General features: G+C 57.6%; 15 protein-coding genes and 1 riboswitch. Of the genes, 4 read left to right on the forward strand and 11 right to left on the reverse strand.

All coding sequences use genetic code 11. The annotated features are described in order from the left end of the window. The 9 genes from HKN37_14945 to HKN37_14985 all read right to left on the reverse strand — a co-directional run. Positions 1–1,162: VCBS repeat-containing protein (locus HKN37_14945; GenBank protein NNE47946.1), on the reverse strand; the 1,162-nt coding region annotated here is incomplete at its 3' end. Between the two features lie 92 nt (positions 1,163–1,254). After that, the gene (locus HKN37_14950) at positions 1,255–1,989 is read right to left on the reverse strand and encodes a queuosine precursor transporter (protein ID NNE47947.1); all 735 of its coding nucleotides are present in this window, start codon (positions 1,987–1,989) and stop codon (positions 1,255–1,257) included. Positions 1,990–2,024: 35 nt separating this feature from the next. Continuing rightward, positions 2,025–2,489 (reverse strand): MarR family transcriptional regulator, encoded by a 465-nt coding sequence (locus HKN37_14955; protein NNE47948.1) that lies wholly within the window; start codon positions 2,487–2,489, stop codon positions 2,025–2,027. A gap of 46 nt (positions 2,490–2,535) precedes the next feature. Then, positions 2,536–3,642: a histidine kinase gene (locus HKN37_14960; GenBank protein NNE47949.1), complete on the reverse strand. Its 1,107-nt coding sequence runs from the start codon at positions 3,640–3,642 to the stop codon at positions 2,536–2,538. Positions 3,643–3,686: 44 nt separating this feature from the next. Further along, complete coding sequence (locus tag HKN37_14965; protein ID NNE47950.1) at positions 3,687–4,373, reverse strand: response regulator transcription factor; 687 nt, start codon at positions 4,371–4,373, stop codon at positions 3,687–3,689. A gap of 175 nt (positions 4,374–4,548) precedes the next feature. After that, positions 4,549–4,755, reverse strand: coding sequence for a (2Fe-2S)-binding protein (locus tag HKN37_14970; GenBank protein ID NNE47951.1), 207 nt, complete (start codon positions 4,753–4,755; stop codon positions 4,549–4,551). Then, positions 4,755–5,849, reverse strand: coding sequence for a hypothetical protein (locus tag HKN37_14975; protein ID NNE47952.1), 1,095 nt, complete (start codon positions 5,847–5,849; stop codon positions 4,755–4,757). Before HKN37_14975 ends, HKN37_14970 begins: the two co-directional genes overlap by 1 nt. Next, positions 5,846–7,744, reverse strand: a complete 1,899-nt coding sequence (locus HKN37_14980; protein NNE47953.1) for a TonB-dependent receptor — start codon at positions 7,742–7,744, stop codon at positions 5,846–5,848. Before HKN37_14980 ends, HKN37_14975 begins: the two co-directional genes overlap by 4 nt. Positions 7,745–7,827: 83 nt before the next feature. Beyond that, positions 7,828–8,042, reverse strand: a riboswitch (cobalamin riboswitch). A gap of 73 nt (positions 8,043–8,115) precedes the next feature. Beyond that, positions 8,116–9,513 (reverse strand): MBL fold metallo-hydrolase, encoded by a 1,398-nt coding sequence (locus HKN37_14985; GenBank protein NNE47954.1) that lies wholly within the window; start codon positions 9,511–9,513, stop codon positions 8,116–8,118. 248 nt (positions 9,514–9,761) lie between these two features. Here HKN37_14985 and HKN37_14990 point away from each other — a divergent pair, with 248 nt between their 5' ends. Together HKN37_14990 and HKN37_14995 are read left to right on the forward strand one after the other, a co-directional pair. Next, entirely contained in the window at positions 9,762–10,580 is an 819-nt protein-coding gene (locus HKN37_14990; GenBank protein NNE47955.1) for a serine hydrolase, read from the forward strand. A 52-nt stretch (positions 10,581–10,632) separates the two neighbouring features. Then, positions 10,633–11,103, forward strand: a complete 471-nt coding sequence (locus HKN37_14995) for a DUF1905 domain-containing protein (protein NNE47956.1) — start codon at positions 10,633–10,635, stop codon at positions 11,101–11,103. 5 nt (positions 11,104–11,108) lie between these two features. Here the strand turns inward: HKN37_14995 and HKN37_15000 are convergent, their stop codons facing one another. Further along, positions 11,109–11,429 carry a hypothetical protein gene (locus HKN37_15000; GenBank protein ID NNE47957.1) on the reverse strand — a complete coding sequence of 107 codons (321 nt, stop codon included), beginning with the start codon at positions 11,427–11,429 and terminating at the stop codon, positions 11,109–11,111. A 199-nt stretch (positions 11,430–11,628) separates the two neighbouring features. Between HKN37_15000 and rnc the strand changes: the two genes are divergently transcribed. Both rnc and gcvP read left to right on the forward strand, forming a co-directional pair. Then, positions 11,629–12,321, forward strand: coding sequence for a ribonuclease III (rnc, locus tag HKN37_15005; GenBank protein NNE47958.1), 693 nt, complete (start codon positions 11,629–11,631; stop codon positions 12,319–12,321). Between the two features lie 102 nt (positions 12,322–12,423). Further along, the gene (gcvP, locus tag HKN37_15010) at positions 12,424–15,318 is read left to right on the forward strand and encodes an aminomethyl-transferring glycine dehydrogenase (protein ID NNE47959.1); all 2,895 of its coding nucleotides are present in this window, start codon (positions 12,424–12,426) and stop codon (positions 15,316–15,318) included. Positions 15,319–15,336: 18 nt separating this feature from the next. Here the strand turns inward: gcvP and HKN37_15015 are convergent, their stop codons facing one another. Then, entirely contained in the window at positions 15,337–16,251 is a 915-nt protein-coding gene (locus HKN37_15015) for a hydroxymethylglutaryl-CoA lyase (protein ID NNE47960.1), read from the reverse strand. Positions 16,252–16,409: the final 158 nt, after the last annotated feature.

Genomic DNA, 16,409 nt, shown 5'->3' on the forward strand with positions numbered 1-16,409 from the left:
AAGCCAGACCCGGAACCGGCTGGGCGCCGAGTCCCGTGAGCTGAATCTGGCCGCATTCAAACGAGCCGCCCGTACCCTGCAAACATGCCTGCGTGATGTTCGATCCGAATGCCTCTCTTCGACCCAGGATCACGATATCGAGATCGCCGTCGCGATCAAAGTCGATCCACTGAATGTCGCCGTAGTAGACACCTGGCAGCTGCACGGCCAGCTCCGAAAGTAAACCCGCGTCGTTGCGGAAGAGGCGCGTCACGCCAGACCCGAACAGTGGACTGAGCTGGTAGCCGGATAGCACCAGATCAGGGTCGCCGTCGTTGTCGAAGTCACCCCAGCTGGATGACGAGAAACTTGCGCCCGGAAGGCCCTGACCGGAGTCGCTGAACGCATCGCTGCCTTCATTCCGATAAATCAAAGCGTGTGGCTGGCCCTGTTCTTCCGATCCGGAGACGAACAGGTCAAGGTCGCCGTCACCGTCGAAGTCGACCCACTCCAGATCGCCGTAGGCCAGCGAAGCGAACGGTGTGGGAATTTCTGTAAACTGGCCAGGCCCGTCGTTCCTGTAGATCGTTACCAGATGTCGGCCATCGGCCCGTACCCCCGAGAGGGCCAGATCGAGATCGCCGTCCATGTCGTAGTCTCCCCAATCCACCGAGCCGCCGTATAGCCCAACCAGCTCGACGCCGTCAACAGCCACAATCTGATTCCCGGTGGAGCGGTACAGGATGGTCTCGGGGTTCATGGCGTCGTCCACGGATGTCGCCCCCTGCACGACCAGATCCAGATCGCCGTCGTTGTCATAGTCGCCCCATGCGGCATCAGTGAGCCACATAGGTGTAATCGTTCGGGTGCCGAAGTAGTTGTAGATCAGCGTATTTATTTCGGGACGACTCGGCGAGCTCCGAAAGACATCTCCGAACAAAGGCACCGTTACGAGGCTTGAGACGGGCAACCGCCCAACCATGACAAAGTCCATCTCTCCGTCGCCGTTGAAGTCTCCCCATTCATGCGAGCCGAACGTGATCCTGAGCGATGAACTCAAGCCCAGTACATCGTCAGGCACGTTGGGAACCGGGATGTCAAACGGCTGGCTCAGAGCGGTCGAGACAGTCATCAGCCCGCACATGGCAGCGACCGCTGCAAATCGGCTCAAAGATCGGATCATGGCGGCTGGAAGAGAGGACGGCTCAGAGAAGTCAGGCACCAATTAACACCCGACCGGCGAGAATTGAAAGGCGTGGCAGTCGACGCACAGGGTCATTCATCGTCGGCGGCCTGGTGCACCAACTCCTGCGCCGTCTCTTTCCCGAGATAGGCATCCATCACCCAGTGCGCCGCATAGATGACGGGAGTGATTACCACGGCGATGACGAACTTGTATCCATAGTTGAAGAGCGTGATGGCCACAATCTCCTGAAACGTAAGCTGGCCGTAGAAAGCGACGACGAGGACAATGAAGGTATCCAGGAATTGCGAACCGAATGTGGAGCCGGTCGCCCGAAGCCACAGGTGGCGACCTTTTGTGAGGCGTCGCAGCCAGTGGAATAGGGAGATGTCCGCAAACTGTCCAATGACATACGCCGTCAGGCTCCCGATGATAACGCGGCCGGTCGTGCCGTAGACGGCATTGAATGCGTCATCCGGCACGGGCGAGATCGCAGATGTTGGCGCGGCTATGGCCACCTGCAGGATGGCGAACTCGAAGATGATCATGAGCATCCCGAGTATGGTCACGAATCGGATGCCGCGAACGCCGTAGTACTCATTAAGGAGATCGGTGATGATGAAGGTGATCGGGAAGGCAATGACACCCGCGGTCATGATCACCTGACTGAAGTCCGTCCCGAATATCCGGATGGAGAACGGAAGCTCGAACAGGGTGAACAGCTTGCCCGCCGTTGCTTCTGCGATTACAAGTGCTGTGATGAAGATCGCAGCACAGACGACGTACAGCTTCTGTGGTCGGGTGAGTTCGTACGGGGAGTGTCGCATCAAACCGACAGTGAGACTGGGACGAAGTTTGCTAGCTAGTCCGTGGTCTGGAGCTTCTCGAGAAGCTTGCTCAGTTGCGCGTGTTCTTCATTCGTCAAGTTCTCGGTGAGACGACGAGTCGCGGCTTCCACGTCCGGCTCCATCTTATCCAGCAAGTCGAGGCCCTTTTTTGTAATTCGCACCTCTACAATGCGACGGTCGTGCTTGGCGCGCTCTCGCGCCGAAAGATCCTGTCTCTCAAGTCTTGCCAATAGTCGAGTGACATCTGGCGTACGATCGATGAGCCGATCGCGAACATCACTGCACTTAAGCGCCGTTGGATGCGATCCCCTGAGAATGCGTAGCACGTTGTACTGAGCAGGTGTAACGCCATGCTCAGACATTGCCGCGGTGAGCTCTCCCAGAAGCCACGAACTTGTCACCATCACGTGGAGCATCGACTCCTGCGACGGAGAAACAAAGTGGCGTTGCTTGAGGCGATGAGATAAACTGGTGGGCATGCGAACGGCTGACTGCTGGATGCGGCACGTGGATCCGTTTACAGACTCACCCCCCCTGCGTTCCACTATCAGGGGTGTCCAAATGCGAAAGCGTCGATTCCGCTGGCGGGAGTGCCGTGTCGCCGGTCGCCGCGTCGATTGAGAAACCAAAGGTCGATCCCTTTCCTTCTACGCTCTGAATCTGCAGCCTCTTGCCGTGGGCCCCGAGTATGTGCTTTACAATCGAAAGGCCGAGACCTGTTCCACCTTGCGAGCGTGAACGGCTCTTGTCGACTCTGTAAAATCGCTCTGTCAGTCGATCAAAGTGCTCTTCTCCAACACCGATCCCGTCGTCGACAACCGACACCTTGATCGACGCCGGCTCCACGAACCGGGCCACCACCTCCACCGTACCCCCGTCGTTGCTGTACTTGATTGCATTGTCAACCAGATTGGTGAGCACTTCTCGAATGCGCTCTTTGTCTCCAAGCGCATCAGGGAGCTCTTTCGGCAGCAATGGTCGAATTACAAGATTCTTTTCAGACGCGCGCGGCTCGAGGGATTCGATTACATCCGCGATGACCTCATGAAGCCGGAACGCCGCGCTGTCCATGGTCAACTCACCGGTCTCGATCCGCGAGATCGCTGAGAGGTCGCGCGCCAGATTCTCCAGACGATCAGCATTCCGCAGAATTCTCTCGACAAACGAGCGCTTGACCGCCGGATCGTCCAGGGCCCCGCGTAGAAGTGTCTCGGAGAAACCCTTAATAGCGAAGATTGGCGTCTTCAGCTCATGTGACACGTTCCCAATAAAATCGCGACGATACGTTTCTATCTTTTTCAGACGATCCATCTCTCGCGCGACAGACACACTCGTCCCGTTCGCTATCAGACCGAGGCGAGCCAGCTCGTCGCCGCTCCTCCGCTCGAAAACCCGATCCTCGCCGAAAGAGCCCGGGGCCATGGTCTTGAGCGATTGCTCCAGTTCGTCAATTCGACGGATTACGAGCGTGCAAACAACGAAGTAACCGGCTGCACCCACCAGCAACGAAATCAACGCGACAATCCAGACAGGAATAGCTGCCACGAATGTACTGGCCGCGCCGACGACAACTGCCGCAGCAATTCCCACGCCCACTCCGGCTCGAAACGGAAGTTTGTAAACCCTGATCACTTTTCCGTGCGCACGCTTGGATGTCGCCCGACCGACGAATGAGGTCAGTCCTTGAACCGATAACCGACCCCTTTGATCGTTTCAATGTAGTCGTCGCCAATCTTCTCGCGAATCTTTCTTACATGCACATCTACTGTTCGGTCGACGACGAGGACATCCGTGCCCCATACAAGGTCCAATAGATCTTGTCGAGTGTAGGCAATGCCGGGACGGGAGGCGAGCGCGAAGAGAAGCTCAAACTCTTTTCGCGGGAGTCTTATTTCTTCTACACCTTCGTTGGTATTCCTGAATACTCGATATCGGTCTCGATCGATATCCAGGTCATGAATCTGTATGCGATCAGGAGGGTCCTCAATCCGCTCTGAGGACCGCAGCAGAGCTTTCGTCTGACTGACAAGCACGGGCAACGAGATCGGCTTTGTCAGATAGATATCGGCTCCCACTTCGAGACCTCGGACGTGGTCCTCCTCCTCGCTCATCGCCGTCAGCATCAAGATCGGAATTGTTCGAAGGCGGGCGTCTTGTCGGATGGCGTCGCAGAATTCAATACCACCCATCCGGGGCATCAAGACATCCAGAATGATAAGATCCGGGCGATCTTGCTGGGCCTTTTTCATCGCCTCGATACCGTCGCGAGCAACCGACACTCTATAACCTTCGCTCGCAAGGTTGTACTCGAGGAGTTCGACTATATCGTCCTCGTCATCTACTACGAGTATGTGAGGTGTGATTTTCGTCGCTCCGTTGCGGTTAGCAGAAATTTCGTTCCATTCGCCACTCAGTTCGTGGCACACAGACGTGTATATGCCAGAGAGCGTGTATATGCCAGAGAGGATCAATTTATCGTGCCACCAGCTACTGAGTGTAACGGTAGTGTTATCGAATCGCACCACTCGCTAAGTGTACTCACCCGGATTTCGGCAGAATAATCTCGTGAAACACGGTTTCTCCGGTTCTCAGCGCACGCTTGACGTATTCGTGGCACAACTCGCACTGGCGGCCGAAGACGATCTTCTTTTGTAGATCGGGGATGGTCTTTGCACCGGTCTGCCGGGCAATGTCGACCAGGGTTGAGAACGACACGCCAAAGCAGTAGCAGCGATCGATCTCAATCATAGAACAGAGCCATCTTGATTGGCGATCGCGATGTGTGATGGTGCCACACCCGCGGTGAAGCTATCGAGAACGGTCCCATCTAAATGCAGGATGGTGACCTCTCCGGCCTGAGTGAATCCCGGTACGCGACCCACATAGAGTCGCTCGCTCCCGGCGTCGAATGCGACAGCCCCGATCGGGTCACCCGATAGTGGACCGATCTGTTGCATCTGGAGATTCTGTGCAGTATCGAAGTGGAGTATCGATTCACTTTCGAGAACCACAAATAGCGATTCAGATGACTCGGAATAGAATGCGTCTTGACCCGGACCGGGCGTGGTGATCATTCCGCCCACATCGAAGCGATTCAGAATCGCATCCGTTGTTCGATCCATGACCAGGACAGCCCCGTTCGTCGTTCCGACCGCATTGAAATTAGCGTCATAGAGTACCTGGCCCGAGCATACGATCCACAGCTCACTCTGCGCATCCATGAAAACAAAACGCGGTCCGTCACACGCCAGATCCGGAGTTCTCACAACCTGACCGGTGCCGATATCAACGACCGAGATCGTACTTCCCGAGCCAAATCCATGATTGGCAACATAGGCAAGGCCGCCGCCCACAAAAATGCCTTCGGGGTTGGGACCCACATCGACGCTTCCCACGATAGAGCTTGTGGTCAGGTCGACGATTGAAACCGTATTGTCGAAGAGATTCGAAACCAGTAATCGGTCGGTATCCGCCCATGCGATGTAACGCGGGCTCGGCACGTCGACGATCTGGCCAATGAGTCCGCGCGACTGGTCAAGGATATCAATCCGGTCTCCGGTGTTCATCACTGCGTATGTGAGATTGTCCCGGACAAAAATGCTCTGAATGATTGATCCCGCGCGAGCAAGTACGGAGGTGACCGTGCCGGTTTCGGGGTCGAAGCGCGTGACCGAGCCGTTGCCATCGCCGAAATTCCCCTGGTTAGCAACGAGGACGTACGTCGTGAGGTCCTCAGCCGGGTCGGTCGCCGCCGTATCACAGCCTGCCATTCCGAAAATGACCAAGACCGCGACAACCAATAGATTCCACATCGCCGGGGAATGAAGCGTAACTCTCATTGAATAGTCAGGCTTAGTTGAAGACGTACGCTCCGCGGTGGCATCGGATATCCATACATCATTTGATAGTCCACACCTCCGATATTCTCCACATAGATTCCCATGTTGACAGATCCGAATCCCGTCAGGAATCGGCCGGAAAGATCGCCGCTCAGGACGGTGTATGCCGCCACCCATTCTGACGCGTCGGTCGTGAGGTATCGACGGCCGACGTAACGACCGGAAAGGCCGAAGCGAAGAAAAGTCCACGTGAACGAGGCGTCGATATTCAGCACGTGACGGGGGACGTATCGCAGAGGATGGTTTGACGAGGACGTGTCGTCCGTCCGATTGCGGGAATAGGTAAGCGTGTGGTGCGCCGCGACATCCATGGAGGCGTTATCCGCTACCGCTATCGATTGCGACACCGTTGACTCGACGCCCATGTTTCGAACACTCTCGATGTTCTCTGGTGTCCAGATTCCCGCGTCGTCCGGAAGCCAGGTGATCTGGTCCTGCACGGTCTGATAGAACGCGGTCGCCTCGACATTTGCCAGCCGGCTTGTCAGCAGGAAACCAGCGTCAACCGTCCGACCCTTTTCAGCACTGAGGCGGCTATTGCCGACTGCGCCCTGACCTCTCCAGTAGAGGTCGTTAAACGTCGGCATGCGGAAGCTCGTCGAGAGACCGCCTTTCAATGTGATCAGGCCCCGGATGAGGCTGTCGTAACGCAGGCGCATGCCGGGGCTGATCCGCCCGCCGGAGCCTCCGGTGCGGAATGTCCACTCGCCGTGCAAAGTCGGCAACAGCGTAACAGAGCGGACACTGATGGCGCCGGAAGCAAATGCGCGGACTCTTCGCTGACGAACAGCGTCACGGAGCGAGGGATGAGTTGCGGTCTGAATCGACGCGTCAATCCCGACGTCGCTCTTGACGTTGCGGATGACCTCCTGACTTCGCGAGAATCGGAGCGATGTCGAAGTGGTTCGTCCAGTGTCATCGACTCCCAGCTCCGGATTGGTGTACCGAAGCGACGACCGTTGCGTGCCGGCAGTGAATGTCGTCTCTCCAAAACGATAACTCATCCACGCGCGACGTATTTGATCTTCCTGTCGCTCGCTGGTCGCACCGGACCCGGACAGCCCGGGCAGACCCCGCTCCGCATTCATGAACCACCCCGCAACTTCGACGGTTGAGTTATCCCCAATCAGGACGAGTCGGGTCATCAGATTGGCATTTGCGCCGTCGGAGTTCTCTCGCGTTTTCGCTGCCGGTGACAAAGCGGTTCGATCGACATACGGAAAGTCGCCATCCACACGACGCACCTCGCCGGTTAGCAGTCCACGAAGTCGACCCCGACTTACCGTCAGACGGCCGGCGGCATCTCGCTCACCCCAGGCCCCTAGCCCCGTCGATACTCGCAGACCGGTCCGGTCGTACGGTGCCAGGGAGCGCAGGCTTATCACGCCGCCCACGGCGCTGCTCCCGACAAGGGAAGATGCTCCGCCATGCATGACATCGACCCCCGACAACATGGAAGCCGGAAGCAGTGAGAGATCCACCTGGCCAAGTTGTGGGTTTTCCAGTGGAAGGCCGTCCAGCAGTACGGCCGTCTGGCTCGGCCCTGTGCCCCGGAGAGTTACGCCGGCAGCCCCGTTTGTCCCGTACCGCCGTACAAAAATCGCTCCGTGACGACTCAGCGCCTCCGCCACCGTCCGTACTCCGGACCGTTGCAGCATATCGCTCGACAGGCGGGTAGTGTGCGCAGCGGTATCGTTGCCCGAAAGGGGCGACCGCAGATCCTCTACTGTAATGCCCGGAAGGACGTAGGTGCTGTCCGCCGCGAGGATCTGGCTGAAAGCCGGACCGATGCTGGCGCTGCACAGCAGCAGGTAGGCGCAGAAAAGCCTGAACATAAGAAAGCCCTGACCTCAATGACGAAGACAGGGTTATGCCAGCGATCGGATCGCACGACACCACCTGCCTCAAACCCCGGAGGTTGGCGTGAAGACACCCTGGCAGGTCTCCTGGCTTTACATGGATTGAACCGGTGGTGGCTCCGATAACAGCCTTCCCGTGCATCCTTGCACAGTGACTGCCCTCGTCTTAGCGACCACCTCCACGCTTTACAGTTGCGGGTACAGCTCCGGAATCGGCTTACGCCTCACCGGATTCCCAATTAATCGTGTCGGAACCAGAGGTCATGTAAATGAACTGCCTGAAGTGTATCGGGCTCGACGAAGAAATCCAAGTCTTTCGACACAAATTCGCTGCGACCGGGCTCCTACTACAACTCCACAGACTCGCCGTAGTCGGGAATCACGACATTGTCGAATCCACTCTCCAGCAGTGCTGATTTGAGCGGCTCCTGACGAACGGGATCCCCGTGCACAAGGAACGTCTTGCGGATCCGCTTCACGTCTGACTTCGAGAGAAACTCGATGAGCCCCGGCTGATCAGCATGCGCCGAGTAGCTGTTCTTGACTACAACCTCTGCGCGGAGCTTGTAGCTCTCCCCAAAGATGCGCACCTCGGGAGTGCGGTCGACAATCCTCTTGCCCAGCGTATGATCCGCACAGTAGCCGACGATCATGACCGTATTTCGGTCGTCCTCAATGTTGTTGCGAAGATGGTGCAGGATCCGCCCGGCCTCGCACATGCCTGACGCCGAGATAATCACCATCGGAACCCGACTTCCGTTCAACTCCTTTGACTTCTCCGCAGCGCGAACATATGACAGACGATCAAACCCGAAGGGAGTGTCATCCGACATGAGATACTCCTGGAGCGTGGAGTCGTAGCACTCCGGATGCGAGAGGTAAACGCCCGTCGCTTCGATAGCGAGCGGGCTATCGACGTAGACCGGGATGGGTGGCAACCGATCCTCATTCCACAGTTGATCGAGGGCATGAACGATCTCCTGCGTTCGGCCAACAGCAAATGCGGGGATGATGACCTTTCCCCCTCGACCACTTGTTCTCTTAACGACCTCTGCCAGATCCTCCTTGGCACGATCGGCGGGCTCGTGCACCTTTCCACCGTAGGTAGATTCGGTGATCAGAAAATCGCAGTCCTCCATCGCCTGTGGATCCCGGAGAATCGGGCGACCCGAACTGCCCACGTCGCCGGTGAAACCCAGTCTGGTTTCTTTTCCGTTCTCTGTAACGGTGAGTACCATTGTCGCGGAGCCGAGGATATGGCCGGCGTCACGATATTCGACGCTGACACCTTTGGCGGGTGAGAATCGTTGGCGGTAGCCAACACCCACGAAGAGATCCAGCACCTTTTCTGCGTGCTCTCGCAGGTAGAGGGGCTCGCGGGGCGGCTCCCCGTGTTTTGCACGGATCTTGTTCACGAACCGGATGTCTTTTTCCTGGATATGTGCGCTGTCGAGCAGCATCAGCGCACAGAGCGAATAGGTGGCGTGCGTTGCCCAGATCTTCCCTCTGAAACCCTCCTTGTACAGCTTCGGCAGCAATCCTGAGTGGTCGATGTGGGCATGAGATAACAATACCACGTCGATTTTCGATGGATCAAACAGAAACCTCTGGTTCATTTCGTCGGCTATGGCGCGTCGCCCCTGGAACAGCCCGCAATCAAGCAAGAGCGTCGTACCATCCGCCAGTTCCACGAGGTGTTTCGAGCCCGTTACTGTCTTCGCCGCACCGCAAAAAGTGATTCTCATAGATACTCCGGGTAAGCCATCCAATTCTTCGCCTCACGGCGACGAAGTTAACGACATGGTGCTCCGAGTGCCAGACTTCCGTCGTTGCGCATCGTGATACCCGATCCTATACTTCGCAATAGATCAGGCCGTCTCAGTAATCGAAGATCGCCGTGCCCGAACCGCATCATCTGGACGTCAGGAACCCCTGCGGTGGCATCATGATGTGTGCGCTCTTTCTTTGTCTCCTGCAATCGTGTACGTCTGCCGTGAATACCGATGCCCTGAAGAGTGAGATTGCAGCGGTGCTTGCCGAATATCCGGACGCGGAAGTGGGTGTGTCTATTCGCGATCGGTCAAGAGAAGTCACGATTGATGTCAGTGGCGACCTCGTGTTTCATGCGGCCAGCACGATGAAGATCGCGGTCATGATTGAGTTGTATCGCCAGTCGGCCGAAGGCTATTTCGGACTGGATGATTCTCTGCAGATCACGAATGAGTTCTCTTCCATCGTAGACGGCTCCACCTTTTCTATTGAGGAGGACAGCGACACCGAGATCTACTCCATGCTTGGCCAGCGTGTGCCGATTCGCAGCCTGGTCTACCGACTGATAACCAGCTCTTCAAATCTCGCAACGAACATCCTCATCAACCTCGTAACGGCGGACAGCGTCCAGGCAACGATTGAGAGGATGGGGATCCGGCACATGGAGGTGCTCCGAGGTGTTGAGGATCTCAAAGCGTTCGACGCGGGCATGAACAACACGACGACCGCTGCGGATCTGGCGTTGCTGCTTGAGGCCTTGCGAGATGGTGAAGTTGTTTCGTCCGCGGCCAGTGCCGAGATGCTGGAGATAATGTCCGACGTGCCGCTTGAGATGATCATGGCCAATCGTGGCGAAAGTGGACGCGTGGCACACAAGACCGGGATGATCACGGCCCATCACCACGACGCCGGCATTGTTTTTCCGGACAACGAACAACCCTATATCCTGGTGATCCTCACGCGCGGAATTGCTGAGGACCAGGAATCGACGAGAATGGGGAGGGAAATCTCCGAAGTGGTCTATCGCCATCTCAGGGGATAGGCTGTACCAGAATGACCGAGCCCGGAGTCCGGGGTAGGCAGGAGCGGCACAATTGCGCGAAGGGACCGGCAAGCATGAGCTTGAGGCCAAGATCGAGAAGGGTCGTGGTGGCGGCGCGTTCGTTACAATTCCTTTCGACGTCGGGATTGTCTTTGGCGCAAAAGGAAGAGTACCCGTAGTCGCGACGTTCGACGGCGAGGTCTACCGTGGCTCGATCGCGCCGATGGCCGAGCATCACGTCCTCGGAATAGTCAAGGAAATCCGCGGGAAGGTCGGCAAGGACGTGGGCGACCTCGTTCAGGTCGTGATCAAGCGAGATCTGGAGGAGCGAAAAGTCGACGTGCCCGCTGACCTCGAGATGGCTTTGAGATCCGACTCCACCGCTCGGGAGTTCTTTCGCAGCCTCAGCTACACGGGCCAGAAGGAGTATGCCCGTTGGATTACGTCCGCCAGGAAGGCCGAAACGCGGAGGCGTCGGATTGAGAAGGCCGTCGAAATGCTGGCCGACGGTCGAAAACTATAGCGGGCTCAGCGGACGCGCCTCGCAATTCTCCTGGCCTGCTCTTCGGCGTCGGTCTTTTCGGGAAGATCCAGTTGGGGCCGGTCCTGGCCGGCCGACACGAGATCCCAGTCGACGCTCGTGACGATAGTCTCGAGATTCTGTACCCGCTGTTGCAGGTTCTTGCGGCTTTCTTCGGAAGCCTCAAGCTGCTTAGAAAGCTCGTCGACGGCACTTTCGAGCTGAGCAGCCGAAGTCCCGAGCTTGTCCTGCTTTGCCTTGAACTTCAGCCATTGCTCGAAGGCTCCGACGGCAATAGCCGCAAGGGGGATCAGGATCCAGAGTTCCATCTTTTGACCGCTGTGGCGAGCGCCTCCCGACTCCCGCGTGATTAACAACCCGGCGTCATCATGACTCCGAAAATATTACATTCTCCAGTAACACGTCAGCACCCGCTTCAAATTGCCCCGCATGTCGTTCTTCAGCAATATTCGGACTCGTCTCAGCAGCTTCCTGCCCTCGCCCGGTGTAGAGTCCGACAGCGACGACATGCGCCGATTCACGCAACTTGTCGGCCGGACTCCTCGCGAAGCGAAATGGTATAGACAGGCTTTGAGGCACCGATCTGTCCTTCAGGACGACAACGACTTCACGACGTCGAACGAGCGCCTTGAGTTTCTTGGAGACGCGATCCTCGGCCTCATCGTGGCCGAAGATCTGTTCAGCCGTTACCCGACAAAAGACGAGGGCTTCCTCACGAAGCTGCGAGCCCGGCTCGTCAACGGCAAGACCCTCGCACAGTGCGCCACATCGATTCAACTGGGAGACCACATCGAACTCAGCGAGAATATGGATCGGGGGGCCGGTCGAACCAACCGGAGCATACTTTCTGACACGTACGAGGCCATCATCGGCGCGATCTACCTTGATCATGGTCTTGAAGCGGCCCGGGAATTCATCACCCGCAGCTTGCTGCAGACCCTGGATATCGAAGAGCTGGCGCGGACCCGTGACAACTATAAAAGTCTACTCCTGGAATTAACCCAGGCTCGTGCCTGGCCACAGCCGGCTTATGGCGTCGTAACCGCCGAAGGCCCGGACCACGACAAGAGCTTCACGATAAAGGTATCTATCGGCGACCGTGACCTCGGAATCGGCCGGGCATCGAGCAAGAAGAGCGCTGAGCAGAAGGCCGCTCGCCAGGCTCTCGAGCGCCTGAACCAGGAACAATCCGAGGATTAGACTAGTCGCTCGCCGGCGGACCCTAATTCAAGTTCTCTTCCAGAACAGGGTTCGCGCGGTCTCGTTCAAGACGGGCCGATCGACACAGCAAATCTTTGAATTATGGCCATACAACTCGACTATACGGATCGATTCGTTTCTCGCCATGTTGGTCCGTCCGACAGCGAAGTCACTCAGATGCTGGCCGAGGTGGGGGTGGACTCTCTGGACGATCTGATCGATCGAACAATCCCATCGGACATTCGGGTTGACAAGCCTCTGAGTCTTCCGGAGCCGCGGAGTGAATACAAGCTGTTGGAGTACGCAGGTAAGGTCGCGTCCCGGAACACGGTGTTCCGATCGTACATCGGCATGGGGTATCACGACACGATTACACCTCCGGCCATTCTGCGCAACATCTTTGAGAATCCGGCCTGGTACACGCAGTACACACCCTACCAGGCCGAGATCGCGCAGGGTCGACTCGAGGCGCTGCTCAACTACCAGACGATGGTCATTGATCTGACCGGACTCGAGATTGCGAATGCGTCGCTTCTGGATGAGGGAACGGCAGCCGCTGAAGCGATGATGATGTTGCATCGCGTCACGCGGAAGTCAGATCGTGACACATTCTTTGTTTCGTCGCTCTGTCATCCGCAGACTATCGATATCGTGAAGACGCGCGCTCTTCCCATCGGTGTTCAGGTGGTAGTGGGCGATCACAGCGAGTTCACCTTCGACGACGGTGTGTTCGGAGCGCTGCTGCAGTATCCCGCGACGGACGGCGAAATATTTGACTACACCGACTTCTGCATTGACGCCCACGACAACGGCGCCCATGTGGTGGTCGCAGCCGACCTGATGAGTCTTGCACTCCTGACGCCGCCGGGCGAATTCGGCGCTGATGTAGCGGTGGGTAGCACTCAGCGATTTGGCGTACCGTTGGGCTATGGTGGGCCGCACGCCGCGTTCTTCGCGACCCGCGAGGAGTTCAAGCGCCAGATTCCGGGCCGCATCATCGGCGTGACGGTGGACTCCGCAGGCAACCGTGCGCTACGAATGGCGCTCCAGACGAGAGAACAGCACATCCGGCGCGACAAGGCAACGTCGAATATCTGTACAGCTCAGGTCCTGCTTGCAGTAATGGCCGGCATGTACGCGGTTTATCACGGACCCGACGGCATCCGAGCGATTGCAAATCGCATTCACAATCTGACCAGAACCCTTGGCAATGCGCTCGAGCGATTGGGCTACGACGTACGTCACCGGCACTTCTTCGACACGCTGCGCGTCGATGCAGCGCCCGAGGTCTCGGCGCAGATCATCGAAAGGGCTCTCGCGAAAAACATCAATCTCAGAATCTTCGAGGACTCGTCACTGGGCATTGCGCTCGACGAAACCACCAGTGCAGATGACCTGCGTGACCTCGTCGCCGTATTTGCCGGGGATCGCAAACCGGTTTTCGACCTGGCCAACATCACCGCTCTTACCGAGGACGGCTATCTAGGTCTCAACCGCCGCACGAGCGAATACCTGAGCCACCCGGTCTTTGACAGCTACCAGTCGGAAACGGATCTGATGAGGTACGCGAGTCGACTGGCGGCGCGAGACCTGTCGCTCACGACCAGCATGATCCCGCTGGGATCATGCACAATGAAACTGAACGCGGCAGCCGAACTCATGCCGGTGAGCTGGGGGCTTTTCGGCCGAATGCATCCCTTCGCACCGAAGGATCAGGCGGCAGGATACCAGACGATCTTCAGCGAGCTGGAGGCCTGGTTGGCAGAGATTACCGGCTTCGAGGCGGTTTCTCTTCAGCCGAATTCCGGAGCGTCCGGCGAGTACGCGGGACTGCTTGTCATTCGAGCCTACCATCATTCTCGTGGAGATCACGATCGAGACGTCTGTCTGATTCCCGAGTCTGCGCATGGCACGAATCCCGCCAGCGCGACGATGGCTGGAATGAAGGTGGTCGTTGTGAAGTGCGATCGTCACGGCAACGTCGATGTCGACGATCTCAAGGCGAAGGCCGAGGCCAACAAGGAATCACTGGCTGCGCTCATGATCACGTACCCGTCCACGCACGGGGTTTTTGAGAAGAAGATCCGGGAGATCTGCGAGACGGTTCATGTCAATGGCGGCCAGGTGTACATGGATGGCGCAAACATGAATGCGCAGGTCGGACTGTGCAGGCCGGGCGACTTCGGCGCGGACGTATGCCATCTCAATCTACACAAGACGTTCAGCATTCCCCACGGTGGCGGAGGACCGGGAATGGGCCCGATCGGTGTCGCCTCACATCTGGTGGAATACCTGCCGAATCATCCGGTCGTTGAGACCGGGGGCACGAGCTCTCTGGGCACCATCGCGGCCGCTCCGTACGGCAGTGCAAGCATTCTGTTGATATCGTGGGCCTACATCGCCATGATGGGCACCGAAGGACTGGAGCTCGCGTCGAAGACGGCGATTCTCAACGCGAACTACATCGCGAAACGCCTCGAGGCGCATTATCCCATCCTCTATACCGGAAAGACCGGGTTTGTCGCGCATGAATTCATTCTGGACCTGCGCGCATTCCGGGCGTCGGCCGGAGTATCCGAAGTCGATGTTGCCAAGCGGCTCATGGATTACGGCTATCATGCACCGACGATGTCCTGGCCCGTTGTCGGAACCATGATGATCGAGCCGACGGAGAGTGAATCGAAGGAGGAGCTCGACAGGTTCTGCGAGGCTATGATCTCCATTCGAACGGAGATACAGGAGGCCGAGCTCGGGGTCATGCCCTCTGAAGACAATCTCCTGGTCAATGCGCCGCATACGGTTGCGATGGTAACGGCCGACACGTGGGAGCATCCGTATTCACGCGAGAGGGCCGCATTCCCGACTTCGTGGACTCGTGAGCACAAGTTCTGGCCATCAGTGAGACGAGTAAACGACGCGTACGGCGATCGTCATCTCGTTTGTTCTTGTCCGCCCCTCGAGGACTACGCGGCCGAGCATGACCCGGCTTCGGCGTAGAATGGGCGGAGGCAGGGTTCAGGAATCCGACTCGTCCGACTTGCTTGCCAGCGTGTGCATGCGACCCGGAAGCGTCTTCCCGAGGAAGCGCTCCATGCGGAGTGCACAGGCGGACACTTTCCCGACGTCCACGCCGTTCCGGATGCCGAGCGCATTGAGCAGATAGACTGTGTCCTCCGTCGCGATATTCCCGGTCGCACCGGGAATAAACGGGCACCCTCCCATTCCGCCGAACGCCGTGTCGAATCGTGAGACGCCGCTGCCGAGTGCCGCCACGACGTTGGCCATCCCCAGTCCTCGTGTGTCATGGAGATGAAGAACGATCTGATGTGCGGGCAGCATCTCCAGAACAGGCTTCAAACGCTCCTCGACCATCTTCGGATTCGCCATACCGGTTGAGTCGGCGAGTGAAACGGAGTCGAGGTCCAAATCGGCGAATCTCTCGATCGCGTTGACGATGGTCTTGACTGGGGTGTCTCCGGGCGACGCATATCCGAAGACTGTCTGGAGGCCGATCTGTGGCCGCAAGCCGTACTCAAGCGCACCGCGGACCATCTGCTCGCCCTCTTCCAGTGCGTGTTCGGCGGACATGTTTGCGTTGTCGCGGCTGTGACGATTGTTCGTCGCGATCGAAATGTCTACGTATTTCAATCCCGTGTTTCGCGCTCGTTCGAGACCCTTAAGGTTTAGAACAAGGCCCGAAACTGTAACGCCGTCCTGATCCCCGAGCTGGTCGATGATCTCCTCCGCGTCCGCCATCTGGGGCACCTTTCGTGGATGCACGAACGAGGCGACCTGAATGCGGCTGAGACCGGCAGCGATCAGTTCTCGGATGATTTCGAGCTTGAACTGCGTCGAAATCGGCTTCTCCTCGAACTGGAAACCATCGCGCGGGCCCACCTCACACAGTTCAACTGATGTCGGATAGCTCATGGTACACGTCTTCTATTCGTCTATTCGTCGACTCTGCGTCGTGAAGATTCCGAGAGTGTGTGGCCAGTGGACTGAATCAGTCCTGCATAGCGGGTAACATGCCGCTGTAGCCTTCGTAGGCCACAAGCTACACACTATCCTGTGCGCCGGTATGCGAT

It is taken from the genome of Rhodothermales bacterium (assembly GCA_013002345.1).
Classification (GTDB): domain Bacteria; phylum Bacteroidota; class Rhodothermia; order Rhodothermales; family JABDKH01; genus JABDKH01.

Coding starts and splice junctions, on each gene's coding strand:
- rnc (NNE47958.1), top strand. CDS start 11,629: ATGCGCCGATTCACGCAACTTGTCGGCCGGACTCCTCGCGAAGCGAAA.
- HKN37_15000 (NNE47957.1), bottom strand. CDS start 11,429: ATGGAACTCTGGATCCTGATCCCCCTTGCGGCTATTGCCGTCGGAGCC.
- HKN37_14975 (NNE47952.1), bottom strand. CDS start 5,849: ATGAGAGTTACGCTTCATTCCCCGGCGATGTGGAATCTATTGGTTGTC.
- HKN37_14985 (NNE47954.1), bottom strand. CDS start 9,513: ATGAGAATCACTTTTTGCGGTGCGGCGAAGACAGTAACGGGCTCGAAA.
- HKN37_15015 (NNE47960.1), bottom strand. CDS start 16,251: ATGAGCTATCCGACATCAGTTGAACTGTGTGAGGTGGGCCCGCGCGAT.
- HKN37_14980 (NNE47953.1), bottom strand. CDS start 7,744: ATGTTCAGGCTTTTCTGCGCCTACCTGCTGCTGTGCAGCGCCAGCATC.
- gcvP (NNE47959.1), top strand. CDS start 12,424: ATGGCCATACAACTCGACTATACGGATCGATTCGTTTCTCGCCATGTT.
- HKN37_14950 (NNE47947.1), bottom strand. CDS start 1,989: ATGCGACACTCCCCGTACGAACTCACCCGACCACAGAAGCTGTACGTC.
- HKN37_14955 (NNE47948.1), bottom strand. CDS start 2,489: ATGCCCACCAGTTTATCTCATCGCCTCAAGCAACGCCACTTTGTTTCT.